The organism is Streptomyces sp. NPDC041200, from assembly GCF_055591805.1.
The window spans coordinates 135,633-153,932 of record NZ_JBVIZF010000015.1 but is presented as its reverse complement, the minus strand read 5'-3'; the positions used below and the strand labels follow the sequence as shown (position 1 = coordinate 153,932).

The following is an 18,300-nucleotide window of genomic DNA, read 5'->3' as shown; positions in this document are numbered from 1 at the left end:
CGGGGCGTAGACGGTAGCGTGGCGCGCCGTGAGCACACTGATCTGGATCGCGGTCGCGCTGGTCGTCGTCGCCGTCTATCTGAGCTGGACCGCGGGGCGGCTGGACCGGCTGCACAGCCGTCAGGACGCGGCGCGGGCGGCGCTGGACGCGCAGCTGCTGCGCCGCGCCTCCATCGCCCAGGAGCTGGGCACCGCCGGGGTGCTCGATCCGGCCTCGTCGATGGTGCTCTACCAGGCCGCGCACGCCGCCCGGCAGGCCGAGGAGGAGCACCGCGAGGTCGCCGAGAGCGAGCTGAGCCAGGCGCTGCGGGCCGTCTTCGAGGAGCCCGCGCAGGCCGAGGCGGTGCGGGAGGCGCCGGGCGGTGAGGCGGCGCTGGAGGAACTGGCGGAGGCGGTGCGCCGGGTGCCGATGGCGCGGCGGTTCCACAACGACGCGGTGCGGGCGGCGCGGGCGCTGCGCCGTCACCGCAAGGTGCGCTGGTTCCGGCTGGCGGGCCATGCCCCGTTTCCGCTGGCGTTCGAGATGGACGACGAGCCTCCGGCGGCCCTGGTGGCGCGCGCGGCGCACTGACACCGGTTCCGGTCACCGGACTTCTGAGGGGGTTCGGGCCACCGGCCTTCGATTGGCCCTTGCCGGGGCCCGGCCGGACCGGGTTTCGTTGATGCGTGTACCACACACGTCCATGACCCGGACCGGATGGCCGGGTCATGAACAGGTATCGAACGGCCCTACGATGGGCTCATCGCACTTTTCACTATCGAGTGAGGTCAAACCGTGTCCACCACGTCCGCCAGCACGTCCCCGTCCGCCCAGAACCCGGCGGCTCCCGCGACCGGCACCGCCCGCGTCAAGCGCGGCATGGCCGAGCAGCTCAAGGGCGGCGTGATCATGGACGTCGTCACGCCGGAGGAAGCCAAGATCGCCGAGGACGCCGGTGCCGTCGCGGTCATGGCGCTGGAGCGGGTCCCGGCCGACATCCGCAAGGACGGCGGCGTGGCCCGGATGTCCGACCCGGACATGATCGACGGCATCATCAGCGCGGTCTCCATCCCGGTCATGGCGAAGTCCCGGATCGGCCACTTCGTCGAGGCGCAGGTGCTGCAGTCCCTGGGCGTCGACTACATCGACGAGTCCGAGGTGCTGACCCCGGCCGACGAGGTCAACCACAGCGACAAGTGGTCCTTCACCACCCCGTTCGTGTGCGGTGCCACCAACCTGGGCGAGGCGCTGCGCCGGATCGCCGAGGGCGCGGCGATGATCCGTTCCAAGGGCGAGGCCGGCACCGGCAACGTCGTCGAGGCGGTCCGCCACCTGCGCCAGATCAAGAATGAGATCGCCCGTCTGCGCGGCCTGGACAACCACGAGCTGTACGCCGCGGCCAAGGAGCTGCGCGCCCCGTACGAGCTGGTCGCGGAGATCGCGCAGACCGGCAAGCTGCCGGTCGTGCTGTTCTCCGCCGGTGGTGTCGCCACCCCGGCCGACGCCGCGCTGATGCGTCAGCTCGGCGCGGAGGGCGTCTTCGTGGGCTCGGGCATCTTCAAGTCCGGCGACCCGGCGAAGCGTGCCGCGGCGATCGTGAAGGCGACCACCTTCTACGACGACCCGAAGGTCATCGCGGACGCGTCCCGCGACCTGGGCGAGGCCATGGTCGGCATCAACTGCGACACCCTCCCCGAGGCCGAGCGGTACGCCAACCGCGGCTGGTAGCCACGGGCTGATCAGCACCGCATGACGCGTCCGGTGGACGGTCCGCGCCGCCCGCGGGCCGTCCACCGTTCGCGTCTCTCCCCCCTCACATCCGAAAGGTCCCCGTACCGTGTCCGAGACGTCCCAGACTCCCCTCATCGGCGTGCTCGCCCTCCAGGGCGACGTCCGTGAGCACGTGGCCGCGCTCACCGCCGTCGGCGCCGAGGCCCGGCCGGTGCGCCGCCCCGAGGAGCTGGCCGAGGTCGAGGGCCTGGTGATCCCCGGCGGCGAGTCCACCACCATGTCCAAGCTCGTGGTGATCTTCGGGCTGCTGGAGCCGCTGCGCGAGCGCATCCGGGCGGGCCTGCCGGTTTACGGCACCTGCGCCGGTATGATCATGGTTGCGGACAAGATCCTCGACGGCCGGGAGGACCAGGAGACCCTGGGCGGCATCGACATGATCGTGCGCCGTAACGCCTTCGGCCGCCAGAACGAGTCCTTCGAGGCCGCCGTCGGCATCAAGGGCATCGAGGGCGGCCCGGTGGAGGGCGTCTTCATCCGCGCGCCGTGGGTCGAGTCCGTGGGCGCCGGCGCCGAGGTGCTGGCGACCTACGAGGGGCATGCGGTCGCGGTCCGCCAGGGCAACGTTCTCGCGACGTCGTTCCACCCGGAGCTGACCGGTGACCACCGGGTGCACGCCCTGTTCGCCGGGATGGTGGGGGCCGCGCGCTGAGCGGTGATCCCGGTAGGATCTCAGGCGTTCGTACAGAATTGGGTAACGCGAAGGAGACAGGCGGATGTCCGGCCACTCTAAATGGGCTACGACGAAGCACAAGAAGGCCGTGATCGATGCCAAGCGCGGCAAGCTCTTCGCGAAGCTGATCAAGAACATCGAGGTCGCGGCCCGGATGGGCGGGGCCGACGTCGAGGGCAACCCGACGCTCTACGACGCCATCCAGAAGGCCAAGAAGCAGTCGGTCCCGAACAAGAACATCGACAGCGCGGTCAAGCGCGGTGCCGGTCTTGAGGCGGGCGGCGCCCAGTACGAGACGATCATGTACGAGGGCTACGGCCCCAACGGTGTCGCGGTGCTCATCGAGTGCCTGACCGACAACCGCAACCGCGCCGCCTCCGACGTCCGCGTGGCCATGACCCGCAACGGCGGCTCGATGGCCGACCCGGGCTCGGTGTCGTACCTGTTCAACCGCAAGGGCGTCGTGATCGTCCCCAAGGGCGAGCTGTCCGAGGACGACGTGCTGGCGGCGGTGCTCGACGCGGGCGCCGAGGAGGTCAACGACCTCGGTGAGTCCTTCGAGGTCCTGAGCGAGGCCACCGATCTGGTCGCGGTGCGCACCGCGCTCCAGAAGGAAGGCATCGACTACGACTCGGCCGACACCAACTTCGTGCCCACCATGCAGGTGGAGCTGGAGGAAGACGCCGCGCGCAAGATCTTCAAGCTGATCGACGCGCTCGAGGACAGCGACGACGTGCAGAACGTCTTCGCCAACTTCGACGTCTCCGACGAGGTCATGGCCAAGGTCGACGCCTGAGGGCACATCAGCGCACACGCGGGGCGGGCGGGTCGGCGGGGACACACCCCACCGGCCCGTCGGCGTTGTCGGCCGGTGCTGTCGGTGGCAGCCGCTAGCCTGCAGGAACACATGACCGAAGCGTGATCGGGGCGACGAAGGGGAGGGCCGCGGTGCGGGTGCTGGGCGTGGATCCCGGGCTGACCCGGTGCGGCATCGGCGTGGTCGAGGGGGTCGCGGGCCGCCCGCTGCGCATGCTGGGCGTCGGCGTCGTACGGACCCCGGCGGACGCCGCGATCGGCGACCGCCTCGTCCTCGTCGAGCGCGGCATCGAGGAGTGGCTGGAGGCGCACCGGCCCGAATACGTCGCGGTGGAGCGGGTGTTCAGCCAGCACAACGTGCAGACCGTGATGGGCACCGCCCAGGCCAGCGCCGTCGCCATGCTCTGCGCCGCGCGCCGCGGGCTGCCGGTCGCGCTGCACACCCCCAGCGAGGTGAAGGCGGCCGTCACCGGCTCCGGGCGCGCCGAGAAGGCGCAGGTCGGAGCGATGGTGACCCGGCTGCTGCGGCTGGACGCCCCGCCCAAACCGGCCGACGCCGCCGACGCCCTGGCGCTCGCCATCTGCCACATCTGGCGCGCCCCCGCGACCAACCGGCTCCAGCAGGCCGTCGCCGCCCACCGCACCACCCCGAGCCGCCCCAGGAAAGGCCGTATTACATGATCGCGTTCGTCTCCGGTCCGGTCGCGGCCCTCGCCCCGGACACCGCCGTCGTCGAGGTCGGCGGCGTCGGGATGGCGGTCCAGTGCACCCCGGGCACCCTGGCCGGGCTGCGGGTCGGCGAACCGGCCCGGCTCGCCACCTCGCTCGTGGTCCGTGAGGACTCCCTGACGCTGTACGGCTTCGCGGACGACGACGAGCGCCAGGTCTTCGAGCTGCTCCAGACCGCCAGCGGGGTCGGCCCCCGGCTTGCCCAGGCCATGCTGGCCGTGCACGCGCCGGACGCGCTGCGGCTCGCCGTCTCCACCGGCGACGAGAAGGCGCTCACCGCCGTCCCCGGCATCGGCAAGAAGGGGGCGCAGAAGCTGCTGCTGGAGCTGAAGGACCGGCTCGGCGCGCCGGTCGGCAGGACCGTGCCCGCCGCCCGCCCGGCCGCCGCCGGGGGCTGGAGCGATCAGCTGCACACCGCCCTGGTCGGCCTCGGCTACGCCACCCGGGAGGCCGACGAGGCGGTGGCCGCCGTCACCCCGCAGGCCGAGGCGGCCCTGGCCGAAGGCGGTGCGCCGCAGGTGGCGCAGCTGCTGCGGGCCGCTCTGCAGACCCTGAACCGCACCCGCTGACCGGCCGCCGGGGCGCCATGCCGCGCCCGGCCGGACCGCTCGACACGATCTCGCGAGGCGAAACGCAGTGAACTGGGACGAGACCGCACCGGCCGACGCCGACGACGCCCTCACCGGCGCCCTGCCCGGCGACGCGGGCAGCCGGCTGGTGGGAGCCGACGCCGACGGGGACGACCAGGCGGTGGAGGCCGCCCTCCGCCCCAAGGACCTGGGCGAGTTCGTCGGCCAGGAGCGGGTCCGCGAGCAGCTGGACCTGGTCCTCAAGGCGGCCCGGCAGCGCGGCGGCACCGCCGACCACGTGCTGCTCTCCGGCGCGCCCGGGCTCGGCAAGACCACCCTCTCGATGATCATCGCGGCCGAGATGAACGCCCCGATCCGCATCACCTCCGGCCCGGCCATCCAGCACGCGGGCGACCTCGCCGCGATCCTCTCCTCGCTCACCGAGGGCGAGGTGCTGTTCCTGGACGAGATCCACCGCATGTCCCGGCCCGCCGAGGAGATGCTGTACATGGCGATGGAGGACTTCCGCGTCGACGTCATCGTCGGCAAGGGGCCCGGGGCCACCGCCATCCCGCTGGAGCTGCCGCCGTTCACCCTGGTCGGCGCGACCACCCGGGCCGGGCTGCTGCCGCCCCCGCTGCGCGACCGCTTCGGCTTCACCGGCCACATGGAGTTCTACGCCCCCGCCGAGCTGGAGCGCGTGATCCACCGCTCCGCCCGGCTCCTGGAGGTGACCATAGAGCCCGAGGGCGCGGCCGAGATCGCCGGGCGCTCCCGCGGCACGCCCCGGATCGCCAACCGGCTGCTGCGCCGGGTCCGCGACTACGCCCAGGTCAAGGCGGACGGCCTCATCACCCGGGAGATCGCCGCGAGCGCCCTGGCGGTCTACGACGTGGACGGCCGGGGTCTGGACCGGCTGGACCGGGCGGTGCTCAGCGCCCTGCTCAAGCTGTTCGGCGGCGGGCCGGTGGGCCTGTCGACCCTGGCGGTCGCGGTGGGGGAGGAGCGTGAGACGGTGGAAGAGGTCGCCGAGCCGTTCCTGGTACGCGAGGGCCTGCTGGCCCGTACGCCCCGGGGCCGGATCGGGACTCCCGCGGCCTGGGAACACCTGGGCCTCACCCCACCGCAGCGCGGTGCCGGGGGCGGCCAGGGCGGCCTCTTCGAGGCATGAGGGCGCGTAACTCCGGCATGATGGCGTTAAGAGCGAATAATGGTGGGGTCAGGAACCCCGGTGCCACGCCGGGCGTTGTTCCATAGGTGCGGGCTCGCTTAGACTCCGCCGATGCCGTCCGTATGCCGTCCGTTCTTCCGGCTGGCATACCCACCCCCGTAGACCAGGCCGCGCCCCAGCGGTCGTGTGAAGGATCTCCGTCCCGTGAATATCGTGACTCTCCTGCCGTTCATCGTGCTCATCGGGGCCATGTTCCTGATGACTCGGTCGGCCAAGAACAAGCAGCGCCAGGCCGCACAGATGCGCGACACCATGCAGCCGGGCACCGGCGTGCGGACCATCGGCGGCATGTACGCGACGGTCAAGGAGGTCCACGACGACACGGTCCTTCTTGAGGTGGCCCCCGCGGTTCACGCGATCTACGCGAAGAACGCGATCGGCGCCGTCCTCTCCGACGCCGAGTACAACCACATCGTCCACGGCATCGACCCCGACGAGGACGAGGCCGCCAAGGCCTCGGTCGTCCCCGACGACGCCTCCTCGCTGACCACGCCCGCGGGCGGCGCCGACGACGCCTCCGACGCCCCGGCGTCCGGTGAGCCGGAGGACGAGAAGGCCGGCGCCAAGAAGATCGACCTCGGCAAGAACGACGCCGACGCGGCCGACGCGCCCGAGGACGAAAAGCGGGACGGCGGCGCCGACGCGAAGTAGTCCTGCACTGTATGAACACGGCGTGCCCCCGCTCGGCGCGCCGTGATTCATGGACGGTCTAGGCTCCGGCGGGGGCACGCCCCCACAAGACTTCGTGGCCGCCCCGCGCACATGCGCCGCGGGGCGGTTGGACAGGGAGATACGACAAGGTGGCAGCACCGAAGAAGGGCCGCAGGTCCCCAGGGTCACAGGGCAGGCCCGGGCGCGCGCTGGCCGTGATCCTGATCGCCATGGTGGCGCTCACCGCGGGGATGTTCATCTCCGGTCACACCACACCGCGCCTGGGTATCGACCTCGCGGGCGGTACCAGCTTCACGCTGGAGGCCAAGAACCAGCCGGGCAAGCCCAACGCGATCAACACGGCCAACATGAACACCGCCGTGGGCATCATCGAGCGGCGGGTCAACGGCCTGGGCGTGTCCGAGGCCGAGGTCCAGACGCAGGGCGAGAAGCACATCATCGTGAACATCCCCAAGGGGACGGACGCGAAGCAGGCCCGGCAGCAGGTCGGTACCACCGCCCAGCTGTACTTCCGGCCGGTGATGACCACCACGTCCGGCGGCAAGACCAAGCAGCCCAGCAGCACCCCGAGCCCCTCCGCGAGCGCGTCCAAGGGCAAGCCGGACAAGGGTGACCAGGGCAGCAGCGGGAAGCCCGAGAGCTCGCCCACCCCGACCTCCACCACCCAGGGCCGTGCCGTCCCCGAGGCGCTGAAGGCCGACAAGGCGGCGCCGACCCCCGACCCGTCCAAGACCCCCAAGAGCGGCGAGACGGGCAAGCCGTCGGACGCCCCCAGCCAGCCCAGCCAGTCCGATCAGGAGAAGCTGGCCAAGGACTTCGCGGCGCTGGACTGCACCACGAGGGCGGGCCGTGCCGCTGCGGCGGAGAAGGCGGCCAACACCAAGCCGACCGACCCCGTTCTGGCCTGCAGCCAGAAGGGTGACTCGAAGTTCGTCCTGGCCCCCTCCGAGGTCGAGGGCACCGATGTGGACGACGCCTCGTCCGTCTTCGAGAGCCAGAACGCCTCGGGCTGGATCGTGCAGCTCGACTTCAACAACAAGGGCGCCAAGAAGTTCGCCAAGGTCACCGGCGACCTGACCAAGCAGCAGTCGCCGCAGAACCGCTTCGCGATCGTCCTGGACGGCGAGGTCGTCTCCGACCCCGAGGTCACCCAGGGCGCCATCACCGGCGGCCGCGCCACCATCTCCGGCGGCTTCACCCAGCAGAGCTCCTCGGACCTGGCCAACGTGCTGTCCTTCGGCGCGCTGCCGCTGTCCTTCGACATCGCGGACGAGACCACCGTCTCCGCGGCCCTCGGCGGCGAGCAGCTGAACGCCGGTCTGATCGCCGGCGCCATCGGCCTCGCCCTCGTGGTGATCTACCTGGTCGTCTACTACCGCGGTCTGTCCCTGGTGGCCATGGCCTCCCTCGCGGTCTCCGCCATACTGACGTACACGATCATGGTGCTGCTCGGCCCCGGTATCGGCTTCGCGCTGAACCTGCCAGCCGTCTGCGGCGCGATCGTGGCGATCGGTATCACCGCCGACTCGTTCATCGTCTACTTCGAGCGCATCCGTGACGAGATCCGTGAGGGCCGCTCGCTGCGCCCGGCCGTCGAGCGCGGCTGGCCCCGGGCCCGGCGCACCATCCTGGTCTCCGACTTCGTGTCGTTCCTCGCCGCCGCGGTGCTCTTCATCGTGACCGTCGGCAAGGTGAAGGGCTTCGCCTTCACCCTGGGGCTGACCACGCTGCTCGACGTCGTCGTGGTGTTCCTGTTCACCAAGCCGCTGATGACACTCCTCGCACGCCGCCCGTTCTTCGGGAACGGCCACCCGTGGTCCGGTCTGGACCCCAAGCGCCTCGGGGCCAAACCGCCGCTGCGCCGCCGTCGTCCCGCCGCCCCCGGCCCCGCCGACACGAAGGAGGCGTGAGATGTCGCGACTCGGCAATCTCGGCGCCAGGCTCTACCGAGGCGAGGTCGGCTACGACTTCGTCGGCAAGCGGAAGATCTGGTACGCCATCTCGATACTGATCACCATCACGGCCATCGCGGGCCTGGCGGTGCGCGGGCTCAACATGGGCATCGAGTTCTCCGGCGGCGCGGTCTTCAACACCCCGAGCAGCAACATCTCGGTCTCCCAGGCCCAGGAGGTGGCGGAGAAGGCGTCCGGCGGTCACACCGCCGTCGTCCAGGAGCTGGGCCGCGGCGGTCTGCGGATCCAGATCAGCGAGCTGGGCACCAAGGAAGCGGTGCCGGTCCAGGAGAACCTGGCCAAGGAGCTGGGCGTCAAGACCGACAAGATCGACACCCAGCTGGTCGGCCCGAGCTGGGGTGAGGAGATCGCCGGTAAGGCCTGGCAGGGCCTCGCGATCTTCATGGTCCTGGTGGTGATCTATCTGGCCATCGCCTTCGAATGGCGGATGGCGCTGGCCGCCCTGATCGCCCTGATCCACGACCTCACCATCACCGTCGGTGTCTACGCGCTGGTCGGCTTCGAGGTCACCCCGGGCACCGTGATCGGTCTGCTGACGATCCTCGGTTACTCCCTCTACGACACCGTCGTGGTCTTCGACGGTCTCAAGGAGGGGTCCAAGGACATCACCAAACAGACCCGCTTCACCTACGCCGAAGTGGCCAACCGGAGCCTCAACTCGACCCTGGTGCGCTCCATCAACACCACGGTCGTGGCGCTGCTGCCGGTCGGCGCGATGCTCTTCATCGGCGGCGGTCTGCTCGGCGCGGGCATGCTCAACGACATCTCGCTCGCCCTGTTCGTCGGCCTCGCCGCCGGCGCGTACTCCTCGATCTTCATCGCCACCCCGCTGGTCTCCGACTTCAAGAGCCGTGACCCGCAGATGAAGGCGCTGGCCAAGCGGGTGCGCGCCAAGCGCGCCGCGGCCGCCAAGGCGGAGGCCGAGCGCGAGACGAAGGACGAGGAGCACCCGGGCGACGAGGGCGACGAAGCGGACCTGGAGGACGCGGCCCCGGCCGGAGTCGTCGGCCAGCGCCGCCAGCCCGCCTCCCGCAACCGGGGCCGCGGCCGACCGTCGGGGAAGCGCCGATGAGCGGGCAGGCCGCGGAACAGACCGCGACCGCGACGTCCGGCCCCCTCGGTCCCGAGGAGCTGCGCGGGCTGCTGCTCAGCCGCATCCAGGACGTGCCGGACTACCCGCAGCCGGGCGTGATGTTCAAGGACATCACCCCGCTGCTCGCCGACGCCGCGGCCTTCTCCGCGCTGACCGAGGCGCTCGCCGAGCTGTGCGTGCGGCACCGGGCGGACAAGGTCGTGGGCCTGGAGGCGCGCGGCTTCATCCTCGCCGCCCCGGCCGCCGTGCGCGCCGGTATCGGCTTCGTACCGGTCCGCAAGGCCGGAAAGCTCCCCGGGGCGACCCTGGGGCAGGCGTACGAGCTGGAATACGGCACCGCGGAGATCGAGATACACGCGGACGCGCTGGAGCCCGGCGACCGGGTCCTGGTCATCGACGACGTGCTCGCCACCGGCGGCACCGCCGAGGCGTCGCTCCAGCTCATCCGGCGGGCCGGCGCCCAGGTCGCCGGGGTCGCCGTGCTCATGGAGCTGGGCTTCCTGGAGGGCCGCAGACGCTTGCTGAGCGCGCTCGACAGCGCCCCGCTGGAGGCCCTGATCACGGTCTGACCGGAATCCGCCGACACCGCCGCCGGAGGGCGGGGACCTGCGCAAGGAACAGGTCCCCGCCCTCCGGCGTTCCCCGGACATCGCGGCCGAGAGGCAAGCGGAGTGGCGGGATCGATACCATTGGCACCCCGACCCCCTGGGGTCCGGACCGCTTGAGGAGTGCTCTCTTGCCAGACGAGGCCCAGCCGCTCTCCCCCGGAGTCCGTCCCGCAGCGGACGCGACCACCGCCGCCGAGCAGACGACGGCGGCCTCCGCCACGCCCGGAAACGGCGCGGACCGTCCGGCCCCGGCGTCCGGCACCCCCGAGCAGCAGACGCGCCCGAAGCCCCCCGTAGCGGGCCGCACGGGTGAGCTGCGGCCCGCCCCGGCCGCGCCGCGCACCACGCAGAGCCCGGCCCCGCGCTCGGGCTCGTCCAACCGTGTACGCGCCCGCCTCGCCCGCCTCGGCGTGCAGCGCTCCAGCCCGTACAACCCCGTCCTGGAGCCCCTGCTGCGCATCGTGCGCGGCAACGACCCCAAGGCGGACGGCGCCACGCTGCGCCAGATCGAGCGCGCGTACCAGGTGGCCGAGCGCTGGCACCGCGGCCAGAAGCGCAAGAGCGGCGATCCGTACATCACCCACCCGCTCGCGGTGACCACGATCCTCGCCGAGCTGGGTATGGATCCGGCCACTTTGATGGCCGGGCTGCTGCACGACACCGTCGAGGACACCGAGTACGGCCTGGACACCCTGCGCCGCGACTTCGGCGACCAGGTCGCCCTGCTCGTCGACGGCGTCACCAAGCTGGACAAGGTCAAGTTCGGCGAAGCGGCCCAGGCCGAGACCGTGCGCAAGATGGTCGTCGCGATGGCCAAGGACCCCCGGGTCCTGGTGATCAAGCTCGCCGACCGGCTGCACAACATGCGCACCATGCGCTACCTGAAGCGGGAGAAGCAGGAGAAGAAGGCCCGCGAGACGCTGGAGATCTACGCCCCGCTGGCCCACCGGCTGGGCATGAACACCATCAAGTGGGAGCTGGAGGACCTCGCCTTCGCGATCCTCTACCCCAAGATGTACGACGAGATCGTCCGGCTGGTCGCCGAGCGCGCCCCCAAGCGCGACGAGTACCTGGCCGTCGTCACCGACCAGGTCCAGGGCGATCTGCGGGCGGCCCGGATCAAGGCGACCGTCACCGGCCGCCCCAAGCACTACTACTCCGTCTACCAGAAGATGATCGTGCGGGGCCGGGACTTCGCCGAGATCTACGACCTGGTGGGCATCAGGGTGCTCGTCGACACCGTCCGCGACTGCTACGCGGCGCTCGGGACCATCCACGCGCGGTGGAACCCGGTGCCCGGGCGGTTCAAGGACTACATCGCGATGCCCAAGTTCAACATGTACCAGTCGCTGCACACGACGGTCATCGGACCCAGCGGCAAGCCGGTCGAGCTGCAGATCCGCACCTTCGACATGCACCGCCGCGCCGAATACGGCATCGCCGCGCACTGGAAGTACAAGCAGGAGGCGGTCGCCGGGACCTCCAAGGTGCGCACCGACGTGCCCCGGGGCAAGGCCGGCAAGGACGACGCCGTCAACGACATGGCGTGGCTGCGGCAGCTCCTGGACTGGCAGAAGGAGACCGAGGACCCGGGCGAGTTCCTGGAGTCCCTGCGCTTCGACCTGTCCCGCAACGAGGTCTTCGTCTTCACGCCCAAGGGCGACGTCATAGCGCTGCCCGCCGGGGCCACCCCGGTGGACTTCGCCTACGCCGTCCACACCGAGGTCGGCCACCGCACGATCGGGGCGCGGGTGAACGGGCGGCTGGTGCCGCTGGAGTCGACCCTCGACAACGGCGACCTGGTGGAGGTCTTCACCTCCAAGGCGGCCGGTGCCGGGCCGTCCCGTGACTGGCTGGGCTTCGTCAAGTCACCGCGGGCCCGTAACAAGATCCGCGGCTGGTTCTCCAAGGAGCGCCGCGACGAGGCCATCGAGCAGGGCAAGGACGCGATCGTCCGGGCGATGCGCAAGCAGAACCTGCCGATCCAGCGGATCCTGACCGGCGACTCGCTGGTCACCCTCGCCCACGAGATGCGCTACCCGGACATCTCCTCGCTCTACGCGGCGATCGGCGAGGGCCATGTCTCCGCGCAGAACGTCGTCGGCAAGCTCGTCTCGGCCCTCGGCGGCGAGGAGGCCGCCAACGAGGACATCGCCGAGACCGCCCCGCCCATCCGGCGCTCCAAGCGCCGCTCCAACGCCGACCCGGGCGTCGTCGTCAAGGGCGTCGAGGACGTGTGGGTCAAGCTGGCCCGCTGCTGTACACCGGTGCCGGGCGACCCCATCATCGGCTTCGTCACCCGCGGCAGCGGCGTCTCCGTGCACCGCGCCGACTGCGTCAACGTCGACTCGCTCTCCCAGCAGCCCGAGCGCATCCTCGACGTGGAGTGGGCGCCCACCCAGTCGTCGGTCTTCCTGGTCGCCATCCAGGTCGAGGCGCTGGACCGGTCCCGGCTGCTGTCGGACGTCACCCGCGTCCTGTCCGACCAGCACGTCAACATCCTGTCCGCGGCCGTGCAGACCTCCCGCGACCGGGTGGCCACCTCGCGCTTCACGTTCGAGATGGGCGACCCCAAGCACCTGGGGCACGTCCTGAAGGCCGTACGCGGCGTCGAGGGCGTCTACGACGTGTACCGGGTCACGTCGGCCCGGGCGCGCTGAGAAAGCGCCGCAGAACGCGAAGGGCGGCCCCGGGCTCTCCCGGGGCCGCCCTTCGCGTCGGACGTTCAGGTGTCAGGCGTCAGCCGCCGAACTCCTCCAGGCCCTTGAGCGCCTGGTCCAGCAGCGCCTGCCGGCCCTCCAGCTCCTTGGAGAGCTTGTCGGCCTTCGCGTTGTTCCCCGCCGCGCGGGCCGCGTCGATCTGGGAACGGAGTTTGTCGACGGCGTCCTGGAGCTGACCGGTGAGCCCCTGGGCGCGCGCCCGCGCCTCGGGGTTCGTACGCCGCCACTCGGCCTCGTCGGCCTCCTGGAAGGCGCGCTCGACCGCGTGCAGCCGGCCCTCGACGCGGGCGCGGGCGTCCCTCGGCACGTGGCCGATGGCCTCCCACCGCTCGTTGATCGACCGGAAGGCCGCGCGGGACGCCTTCAGGTCCGAGATCGGCAGCAGCTTCTCGGCCTCGACGACCAGCTCCTCCTTGCGCTCCAGGTTCTCCCGCTGCTCGGCGTCGCGCTCCGCGAAGACCGCGCCCCGGGCCTGGAAGAAGACGTCCTGAGCGCCCCGGAACCGGTTCCACAGGTCGTCCTCGTGCTCGCGCTGCGCGCGGCCCGCGGCCTTCCAGTCGGACATCAGCTCCCGGTAGCGGGCCGCGGTCGGCCCCCAGTCGGTGGAGCCGGACAGTGCCTCCGCCTCGGCGACCAGCTTCTCCTTGGTCTGCCGGGCCTCCTCGCGCTGCGCGTCCAGCGCCGCGAAGTGCGCCTTGCGCCGCTTGGAGAACGCCGAGCGGGCGTGCGAGAACCGGTGCCACAGCGCGTCGTCCGTCTTGCGGTCCAGCCGCGGCAGGCCCTTCCAGATGTCGACCAGGGCGCGCAGCCGCTCCCCGGCCGCCCGCCACTGCTCACTGGCCGCCAGCTCCTCGGCCTCGGCGACCAGCGCCTCCTTGGCCTGCCGGGCCTCGTCGGCCTGGACCGCCTTGGCCGCCCGGCGCTCCTCACGGCGCGCCTCGACGTCCTTGGCGAGCTGGTCGAGCCGCTTGCGCAGCGCGTCCAGGTCGCCGACCACATGGTGCTCGTCGACCTGCTGCCGGATGTGTTCGATGGCCGCCGTCGCGTCCTTGGCCGACAGGTCGGTGGTCTTGACCCGGCGCTCGAGGAGGCCGATCTCGACGACCAGACCGTCGTACTTGCGTTCGAAGTAGGCGAGGGCCTCTTCGGGCGATCCCGCCTGCCACGATCCGACGACCTGCTCACCGTCGGCCGTACGCACGTACACGGTCCCCGTCTCATCGACGCGGCCCCAAGGCTCGCTGCTCACAGCGCCTCCTCCACATGATGCCGGGGCGGGCGTGCGGCCCGCGGGCATCGTCCACAGTTTCTTCCGGCCGGGCAGCGACGCCCGGACCGGTCTCCCAGCAGGGTGGTGCGGCCATCGCGGCAGGCACCCTGCACAACGCCAACATAGGCGACCGGTGCCCCGGCTGTCCGTATCCTGCGCGACCGAAATTTCGCAGTACGCACGCCCGGCGACCTCAGGACTTGGTGACCTTCGCCTTGTTGATCACCACGCTGGCGTTCGGAGCGGTGTTCTGCATCTGATCGGGTGCCGCCGCTCCGGCCTTGGCGATCTTCTTCAGGACCTTCATGCCGTCCTTGGAGACCTTCCCGAAGGGGGTGTAGTCCGGCGGGAGCTGGCTGTCCTGGTAGACCAGGAAGAACTGGCTGCCGCCGCTGTTCCGGCCCTGCTTGGTCTGCGCGTTGTACTGGTTCGCCATCGCGACCGTGCCCGCCGGGTACGTGTTGCCCTTGAGCGCGGGGTCCTTCAGGTTCTCGTCCGGCAGGGTGTAGCCGGGGCCGCCCGCGCCGGTGCCCTGCGGGTCACCGCACTGGAGCACGTAGATCCCCTGGTTCACCAGGCGGTGGCACTTGGTGTGGTCGAAGTACCCCTTGCCCGCCAGGAAGTTGAACGAGTTGACCGTGTGCGGCGCCTTGGCCGCGTCCATGTCGATGGAGATGTCCCCGCAGGTGGTCTCCAGGTCCATGGCGTACGAGGCCGACTTGTCGATGGAGACCGCCGGCTCCTTCTTGAACGACATCTTCTTCGGCTTCTCGCCCGCGACCGCCTTCGCCTCCTTGGCGCACGGGTCCGGCGCCTTGCTGGTGGCGGGGGCCGAGGGGGTGGACGCGGCGGCGTCGTCCTTCTTCTTGTCCTTGTCGTCCCCGGAGAACGCGCCCGCGGCCGCCACGGCCCCGCCGCCCGCCAGCACCACGGCCAGCACGGAGGCGATCACCACATTGCGCTGGCGGGACTTGCGCCGTGCCGTCTCGCGCCGCTGCTGCTGCCGCAGGTACTTCTCCCGGGCAAGCTGCCGCCGCCGCTGCTCGCTACTGACCACCGGGTCGTCTCCTCACGCCGTATGTCATTCGGTGTCCTGCCGGAGGGCTCGGCCGTACCGTATACGGGTTCGCTGTGCCGGGGCCGCCGCCGGTAGGCTCTGGAGCTGCCGACATTCTTCCGCCGGCCGACTCTTCCGGACGACATTTAAGGACGATCGTGCTCATTGCCGGGTTCCCCGCCGGGGCCTGGGGGACCAACTGCTACCTGGTCGCCCCTGCCGCGGGTGAGGAGTGCGTGATCATCGACCCGGGCCACCAAGCGGCCCAAGGCGTCGAGGAAGCCGTCTCCAAACACCGGCTCAAGCCCGTCGCCGTCATCCTCACCCACGGTCACATCGACCATGTCGCCTCGGTGGTCCCGGTCTGCGGCGCCCATGACGTACCGGCCTGGATCCACCCCGCCGACCGCTACATGATGAGCGACCCGGCCAAGGCGCTCGGGCGGTCCATCGGGACGCAGCTGATGGGCGAGCTGACCGTCGGCGAGCCGGACGACGTCAAGGAACTGGCCGACGGCTCCGAACTGCGGCTGGCCGGGATGGAGTTCACCGTCGCGCACGCGCCGGGCCATACCAAGGGGTCGGTGACCTTCAGGCTGCCCGAACAGGCGGACATCCCCTCGGTGTTCTTCTCGGGCGACCTGCTCTTCGCCGGCTCCATCGGACGCACCGATCTGCCCGGCGGCGACCACGCCGAGATCCTCGAGTCCCTGGCCCGTGTGTGCCTGCCGCTCGACGACTCGACCGTGGTGCTGTCCGGCCACGGCCCCCAGACCAGCATCGGCCGCGAGCGCGGCACCAACCCCTTCCTGCGGCAGGTGGCCGCCGGCTCCCAGGGCGCCGCCGACGCGGCCGCGGCTCCGCGACGAGGAATGTGACGAGAGAACCCACGTTGAGCACCTTCAAGGCCCCCAAGGGCACCTATGACCTGATCCCGCCGGTCTCCGCGACCTACCTCGCGGTGCGGGACGCCATCGCCACCCCGCTCCGGCGGTCCGGCTACGGCTACGTCGAGACCCCCGGCTTCGAGAACGTCGAACTCTTCGCGCGCGGTGTCGGCGAGTCCACCGACATCGTCACGAAGGAGATGTACACCCTCACCACCAAGGGCGGCGACGAGCTGGCGCTGCGCCCCGAGGGGACCGCGTCGGTGCTGCGCGCCGCACTGGAGGCCAATCTGCACAAGGCCGGCAGCCTGCCGGTCAAGCTCTGGTACTCCGGCTCGTACTACCGCTACGAGCGCCCCCAGAAGGGCCGCTACCGCCACTTCTCGCAGGTCGGCGCCGAGGCGATCGGCGCCGAGGACCCGGCGCTGGACGCCGAGCTGATCATCCTCGCGCACGACGCCTACCGGTCGCTGGGGCTGCGTGACTTCCGCATCCTGCTGAACTCGCTCGGCGACGCCGAGTGCCGCCCCGTCTACCGGGCCGCCCTCCAGGACTTCCTGCGCGGGCTCGACCTGGACGAGGACACCCGGCGGCGCATCGACATCAACCCGCTGCGGGTGCTCGACGACAAGCGGGACGCGGTCCAGAAGCAGCTGACCGGAGCGCCGCTGCTGCGCGACTACCTGTGCGACGGCTGCCGGGAGTACCACGCGCAGGTGCGCGAGCTGATCACCGCGCAGGGCGTGGTCTTCGAGGACGACCCGAAGCTGGTCCGCGGCCTCGACTACTACACCCGGACCACCTTCGAGTTCGTCCACGACGGACTCGGCTCGCAGTCCGCGGTCGGCGGCGGCGGCCGGTACGACGGCCTGTCCGAGATGATCGGCGGCCCGGCCCTCCCCTCGGTGGGCTGGGCGCTCGGTGTGGACCGTACGGTGCTCGCGCTGGAGGCCGAGGGCGTCCAGCTGAACCTGCCCGACGCGACGAGCGTCTTCGCCGTGCCGCTGGGGGAGGAGGCCCGGAAGGTCCTCTTCGGCGTCGTCGGCGAGCTGCGCAAGGAAGGCGTGGCGACCGACTTCGCGTACGGCGGCAAGGGGCTCAAGGCCGCGATGAAGGCCGCGAACCGCAGCGGGGCGCGGTACGCCATCGTGGCGGGCGAGCGGGACTTCGCGGAGGGCGTGGTCCAGCTGAAGGACATGGAGTCGGGCGAGCAGGAGGCCGTTCCGCTGTCCAAGATCGTGACCGCGGTCCAGGCGAAGCTGAGCTGACACCCGAGCAGGGGCGCGGTCGTCAACGCGGCGGAAGCGATTCATCCTGCCAAATCGACGCCGCTCCCCGGGGCCGGTCCCGCCCCTCGGGGCGGGACCCTGGCCCCCGCGGCGCCCCGGAGCCGTGCTTATCCCCGCCGAACGGAAGATCCGCGAAGATGGTCGGGCCCTGACAACGGGGCGTTGCGGCCCCGTGGGTTGGGGCACAATGGCCGTGCCCGACGGGGCCGGACAGTGTGGAGAGCGACGGACGGCGATATGGCGACGACACTGATGGACGACGTGGAGTCCGACGAGGCGCGGGACGGCGCTCGGACCGGAACGGGAGGCGGCCGCGCCTTCGCGCTCCTGCTCATGATCACCGGCGCGATGGGGCTGCTGGCGGCCTGGGTCATCACGCTCGACAAGAACAAGATCCTTGAGTACAAGGCCGACGGCAAGGTCTACACCCCCGGCTGCAGCCTCAACCCCGTGGTCTCCTGCGGCAACATCATGGAGAGCAAGCAGGCCGCGGCGTTCGGCTTCCCGAACCCGATGCTCGGCCTGGTCGCCTACGGGATCGTGATCTGCGTGGGCGTCTCCCTGCTGGCCGGGGCGCGCTTCCCGCGCTGGTACTGGCTGACGTTCAACGCGGGCACCCTCTTCGGCGCCGGTTTCGTGACCTGGCTCCAGTACGAGTCGCTGTACGTCATCGGCTCGCTGTGCCTGTGGTGCTGCCTCGCCTGGGTCGCCACCATCGTGATGTTCTGCTACGTCACCGGCCACAACCTCAAGCACGGATACCTCCCGGCGCCGGACGGACTGCGGCGCGGGCTGCTGGAGTTCCACTGGGTGGTGCCGGTGATGTGGCTCGGCGTGATCGGGATGCTGATCCTGACGCGCTGGTGGGACTTCTGGACCAGCTAGCCCGAGCCCCGGAAACAGCTGGCCCCGGGCCCCGGGGAAGGGGCGCTGTCGGTGCGGTGT

Annotated in this window: 17 protein-coding genes; 15 read left to right on the top strand and 2 right to left on the bottom strand. The window is 71.0% G+C overall.

What is annotated here, in order from left to right:
* Window positions 1-28: 28 nt before the first annotated feature.
* The 12 genes from ACZ6CL_RS28420 (at window position 29) to ACZ6CL_RS28365 (ending at window position 12,792) form a co-directional block, all read left to right on the top strand.
* Window positions 29-571: a hypothetical protein gene (locus ACZ6CL_RS28420; protein WP_468940412.1), complete on the top strand. Its 543-nt coding sequence runs from the start codon at window positions 29-31 to the stop codon at window positions 569-571.
* A gap of 204 nt (window positions 572-775) precedes the next feature.
* Window positions 776-1,708 carry a pyridoxal 5'-phosphate synthase lyase subunit PdxS gene (gene pdxS / locus ACZ6CL_RS28415; RefSeq protein WP_385444521.1) on the top strand — a complete coding sequence of 311 codons (933 nt, stop codon included), beginning with the start codon at window positions 776-778 and terminating at the stop codon, window positions 1,706-1,708.
* A 109-nt stretch (window positions 1,709-1,817) separates the two neighbouring features.
* Entirely contained in the window at window positions 1,818-2,420 is a 603-nt protein-coding gene (gene pdxT, locus ACZ6CL_RS28410) for a pyridoxal 5'-phosphate synthase glutaminase subunit PdxT (RefSeq protein ID WP_468940410.1), read from the top strand.
* Between the two features lie 64 nt (window positions 2,421-2,484).
* Window positions 2,485-3,237: a YebC/PmpR family DNA-binding transcriptional regulator gene (locus tag ACZ6CL_RS28405; protein WP_468940409.1), complete on the top strand. Its 753-nt coding sequence runs from the start codon at window positions 2,485-2,487 to the stop codon at window positions 3,235-3,237.
* A 152-nt stretch (window positions 3,238-3,389) separates the two neighbouring features.
* Window positions 3,390-3,938 carry a crossover junction endodeoxyribonuclease RuvC gene (ruvC, locus tag ACZ6CL_RS28400; protein ID WP_468940471.1) on the top strand — a complete coding sequence of 183 codons (549 nt, stop codon included), beginning with the start codon at window positions 3,390-3,392 and terminating at the stop codon, window positions 3,936-3,938.
* Window positions 3,935-4,555: a Holliday junction branch migration protein RuvA gene (gene ruvA, locus ACZ6CL_RS28395; protein ID WP_468940407.1), complete on the top strand. Its 621-nt coding sequence runs from the start codon at window positions 3,935-3,937 to the stop codon at window positions 4,553-4,555. Before ruvC ends, ruvA begins: the two co-directional genes overlap by 4 nt.
* Window positions 4,556-4,622: 67 nt before the next feature.
* Window positions 4,623-5,726: a Holliday junction branch migration DNA helicase RuvB gene (gene ruvB / locus ACZ6CL_RS28390; protein ID WP_468940404.1), complete on the top strand. Its 1,104-nt coding sequence runs from the start codon at window positions 4,623-4,625 to the stop codon at window positions 5,724-5,726.
* A gap of 204 nt (window positions 5,727-5,930) precedes the next feature.
* Entirely contained in the window at window positions 5,931-6,437 is a 507-nt protein-coding gene (gene yajC / locus ACZ6CL_RS28385) for a preprotein translocase subunit YajC (protein ID WP_468940402.1), read from the top strand.
* Between the two features lie 149 nt (window positions 6,438-6,586).
* The gene (secD, locus tag ACZ6CL_RS28380) at window positions 6,587-8,368 is read left to right on the top strand and encodes a protein translocase subunit SecD (protein ID WP_468940400.1); all 1,782 of its coding nucleotides are present in this window, start codon (window positions 6,587-6,589) and stop codon (window positions 8,366-8,368) included.
* Window position 8,369: 1 nt separating this feature from the next.
* A complete protein-coding gene (gene secF, locus ACZ6CL_RS28375) occupies window positions 8,370-9,503 on the top strand; it encodes a protein translocase subunit SecF (protein ID WP_468940398.1) in 1,134 nt (377 codons plus the stop codon).
* A complete protein-coding gene (locus ACZ6CL_RS28370) occupies window positions 9,500-10,093 on the top strand; it encodes an adenine phosphoribosyltransferase (protein ID WP_468940396.1) in 594 nt (197 codons plus the stop codon). The genes secF and ACZ6CL_RS28370 overlap by 4 nt, the downstream gene beginning before the upstream one ends.
* A 167-nt stretch (window positions 10,094-10,260) precedes the next feature.
* Window positions 10,261-12,792 (top strand): RelA/SpoT family protein, encoded by a 2,532-nt coding sequence (locus tag ACZ6CL_RS28365; protein WP_468940393.1) that lies wholly within the window; start codon window positions 10,261-10,263, stop codon window positions 12,790-12,792.
* A 79-nt stretch (window positions 12,793-12,871) separates the two neighbouring features.
* Here ACZ6CL_RS28365 and ACZ6CL_RS28360 read toward each other — a convergent pair whose 3' ends face one another.
* Together ACZ6CL_RS28360 and ACZ6CL_RS28355 are read right to left on the bottom strand one after the other, a co-directional pair.
* Window positions 12,872-14,101 carry a DUF349 domain-containing protein gene (locus tag ACZ6CL_RS28360; protein ID WP_468940390.1) on the bottom strand — a complete coding sequence of 410 codons (1,230 nt, stop codon included), beginning with the start codon at window positions 14,099-14,101 and terminating at the stop codon, window positions 12,872-12,874.
* A 214-nt stretch (window positions 14,102-14,315) separates the two neighbouring features.
* Complete coding sequence (locus ACZ6CL_RS28355; protein WP_468940387.1) at window positions 14,316-15,179, bottom strand: peptidylprolyl isomerase; 864 nt, start codon at window positions 15,177-15,179, stop codon at window positions 14,316-14,318.
* Between the two features lie 158 nt (window positions 15,180-15,337).
* Between ACZ6CL_RS28355 and ACZ6CL_RS28350 the strand changes: the two genes are divergently transcribed.
* The 3 genes from ACZ6CL_RS28350 to ACZ6CL_RS28340 all read left to right on the top strand — a co-directional run bounded on the left by ACZ6CL_RS28350 (window position 15,338) and on the right by ACZ6CL_RS28340 (window position 18,240).
* Window positions 15,338-16,057 carry an MBL fold metallo-hydrolase gene (locus tag ACZ6CL_RS28350; RefSeq protein ID WP_468940385.1) on the top strand — a complete coding sequence of 240 codons (720 nt, stop codon included), beginning with the start codon at window positions 15,338-15,340 and terminating at the stop codon, window positions 16,055-16,057.
* A gap of 14 nt (window positions 16,058-16,071) precedes the next feature.
* Window positions 16,072-17,334, top strand: a complete 1,263-nt coding sequence (hisS, locus tag ACZ6CL_RS28345) for a histidine--tRNA ligase (protein WP_468940382.1) — start codon at window positions 16,072-16,074, stop codon at window positions 17,332-17,334.
* A gap of 258 nt (window positions 17,335-17,592) precedes the next feature.
* Entirely contained in the window at window positions 17,593-18,240 is a 648-nt protein-coding gene (locus ACZ6CL_RS28340) for a vitamin K epoxide reductase family protein (protein ID WP_468940379.1), read from the top strand.
* Window positions 18,241-18,300 lie beyond the last annotated feature (60 nt).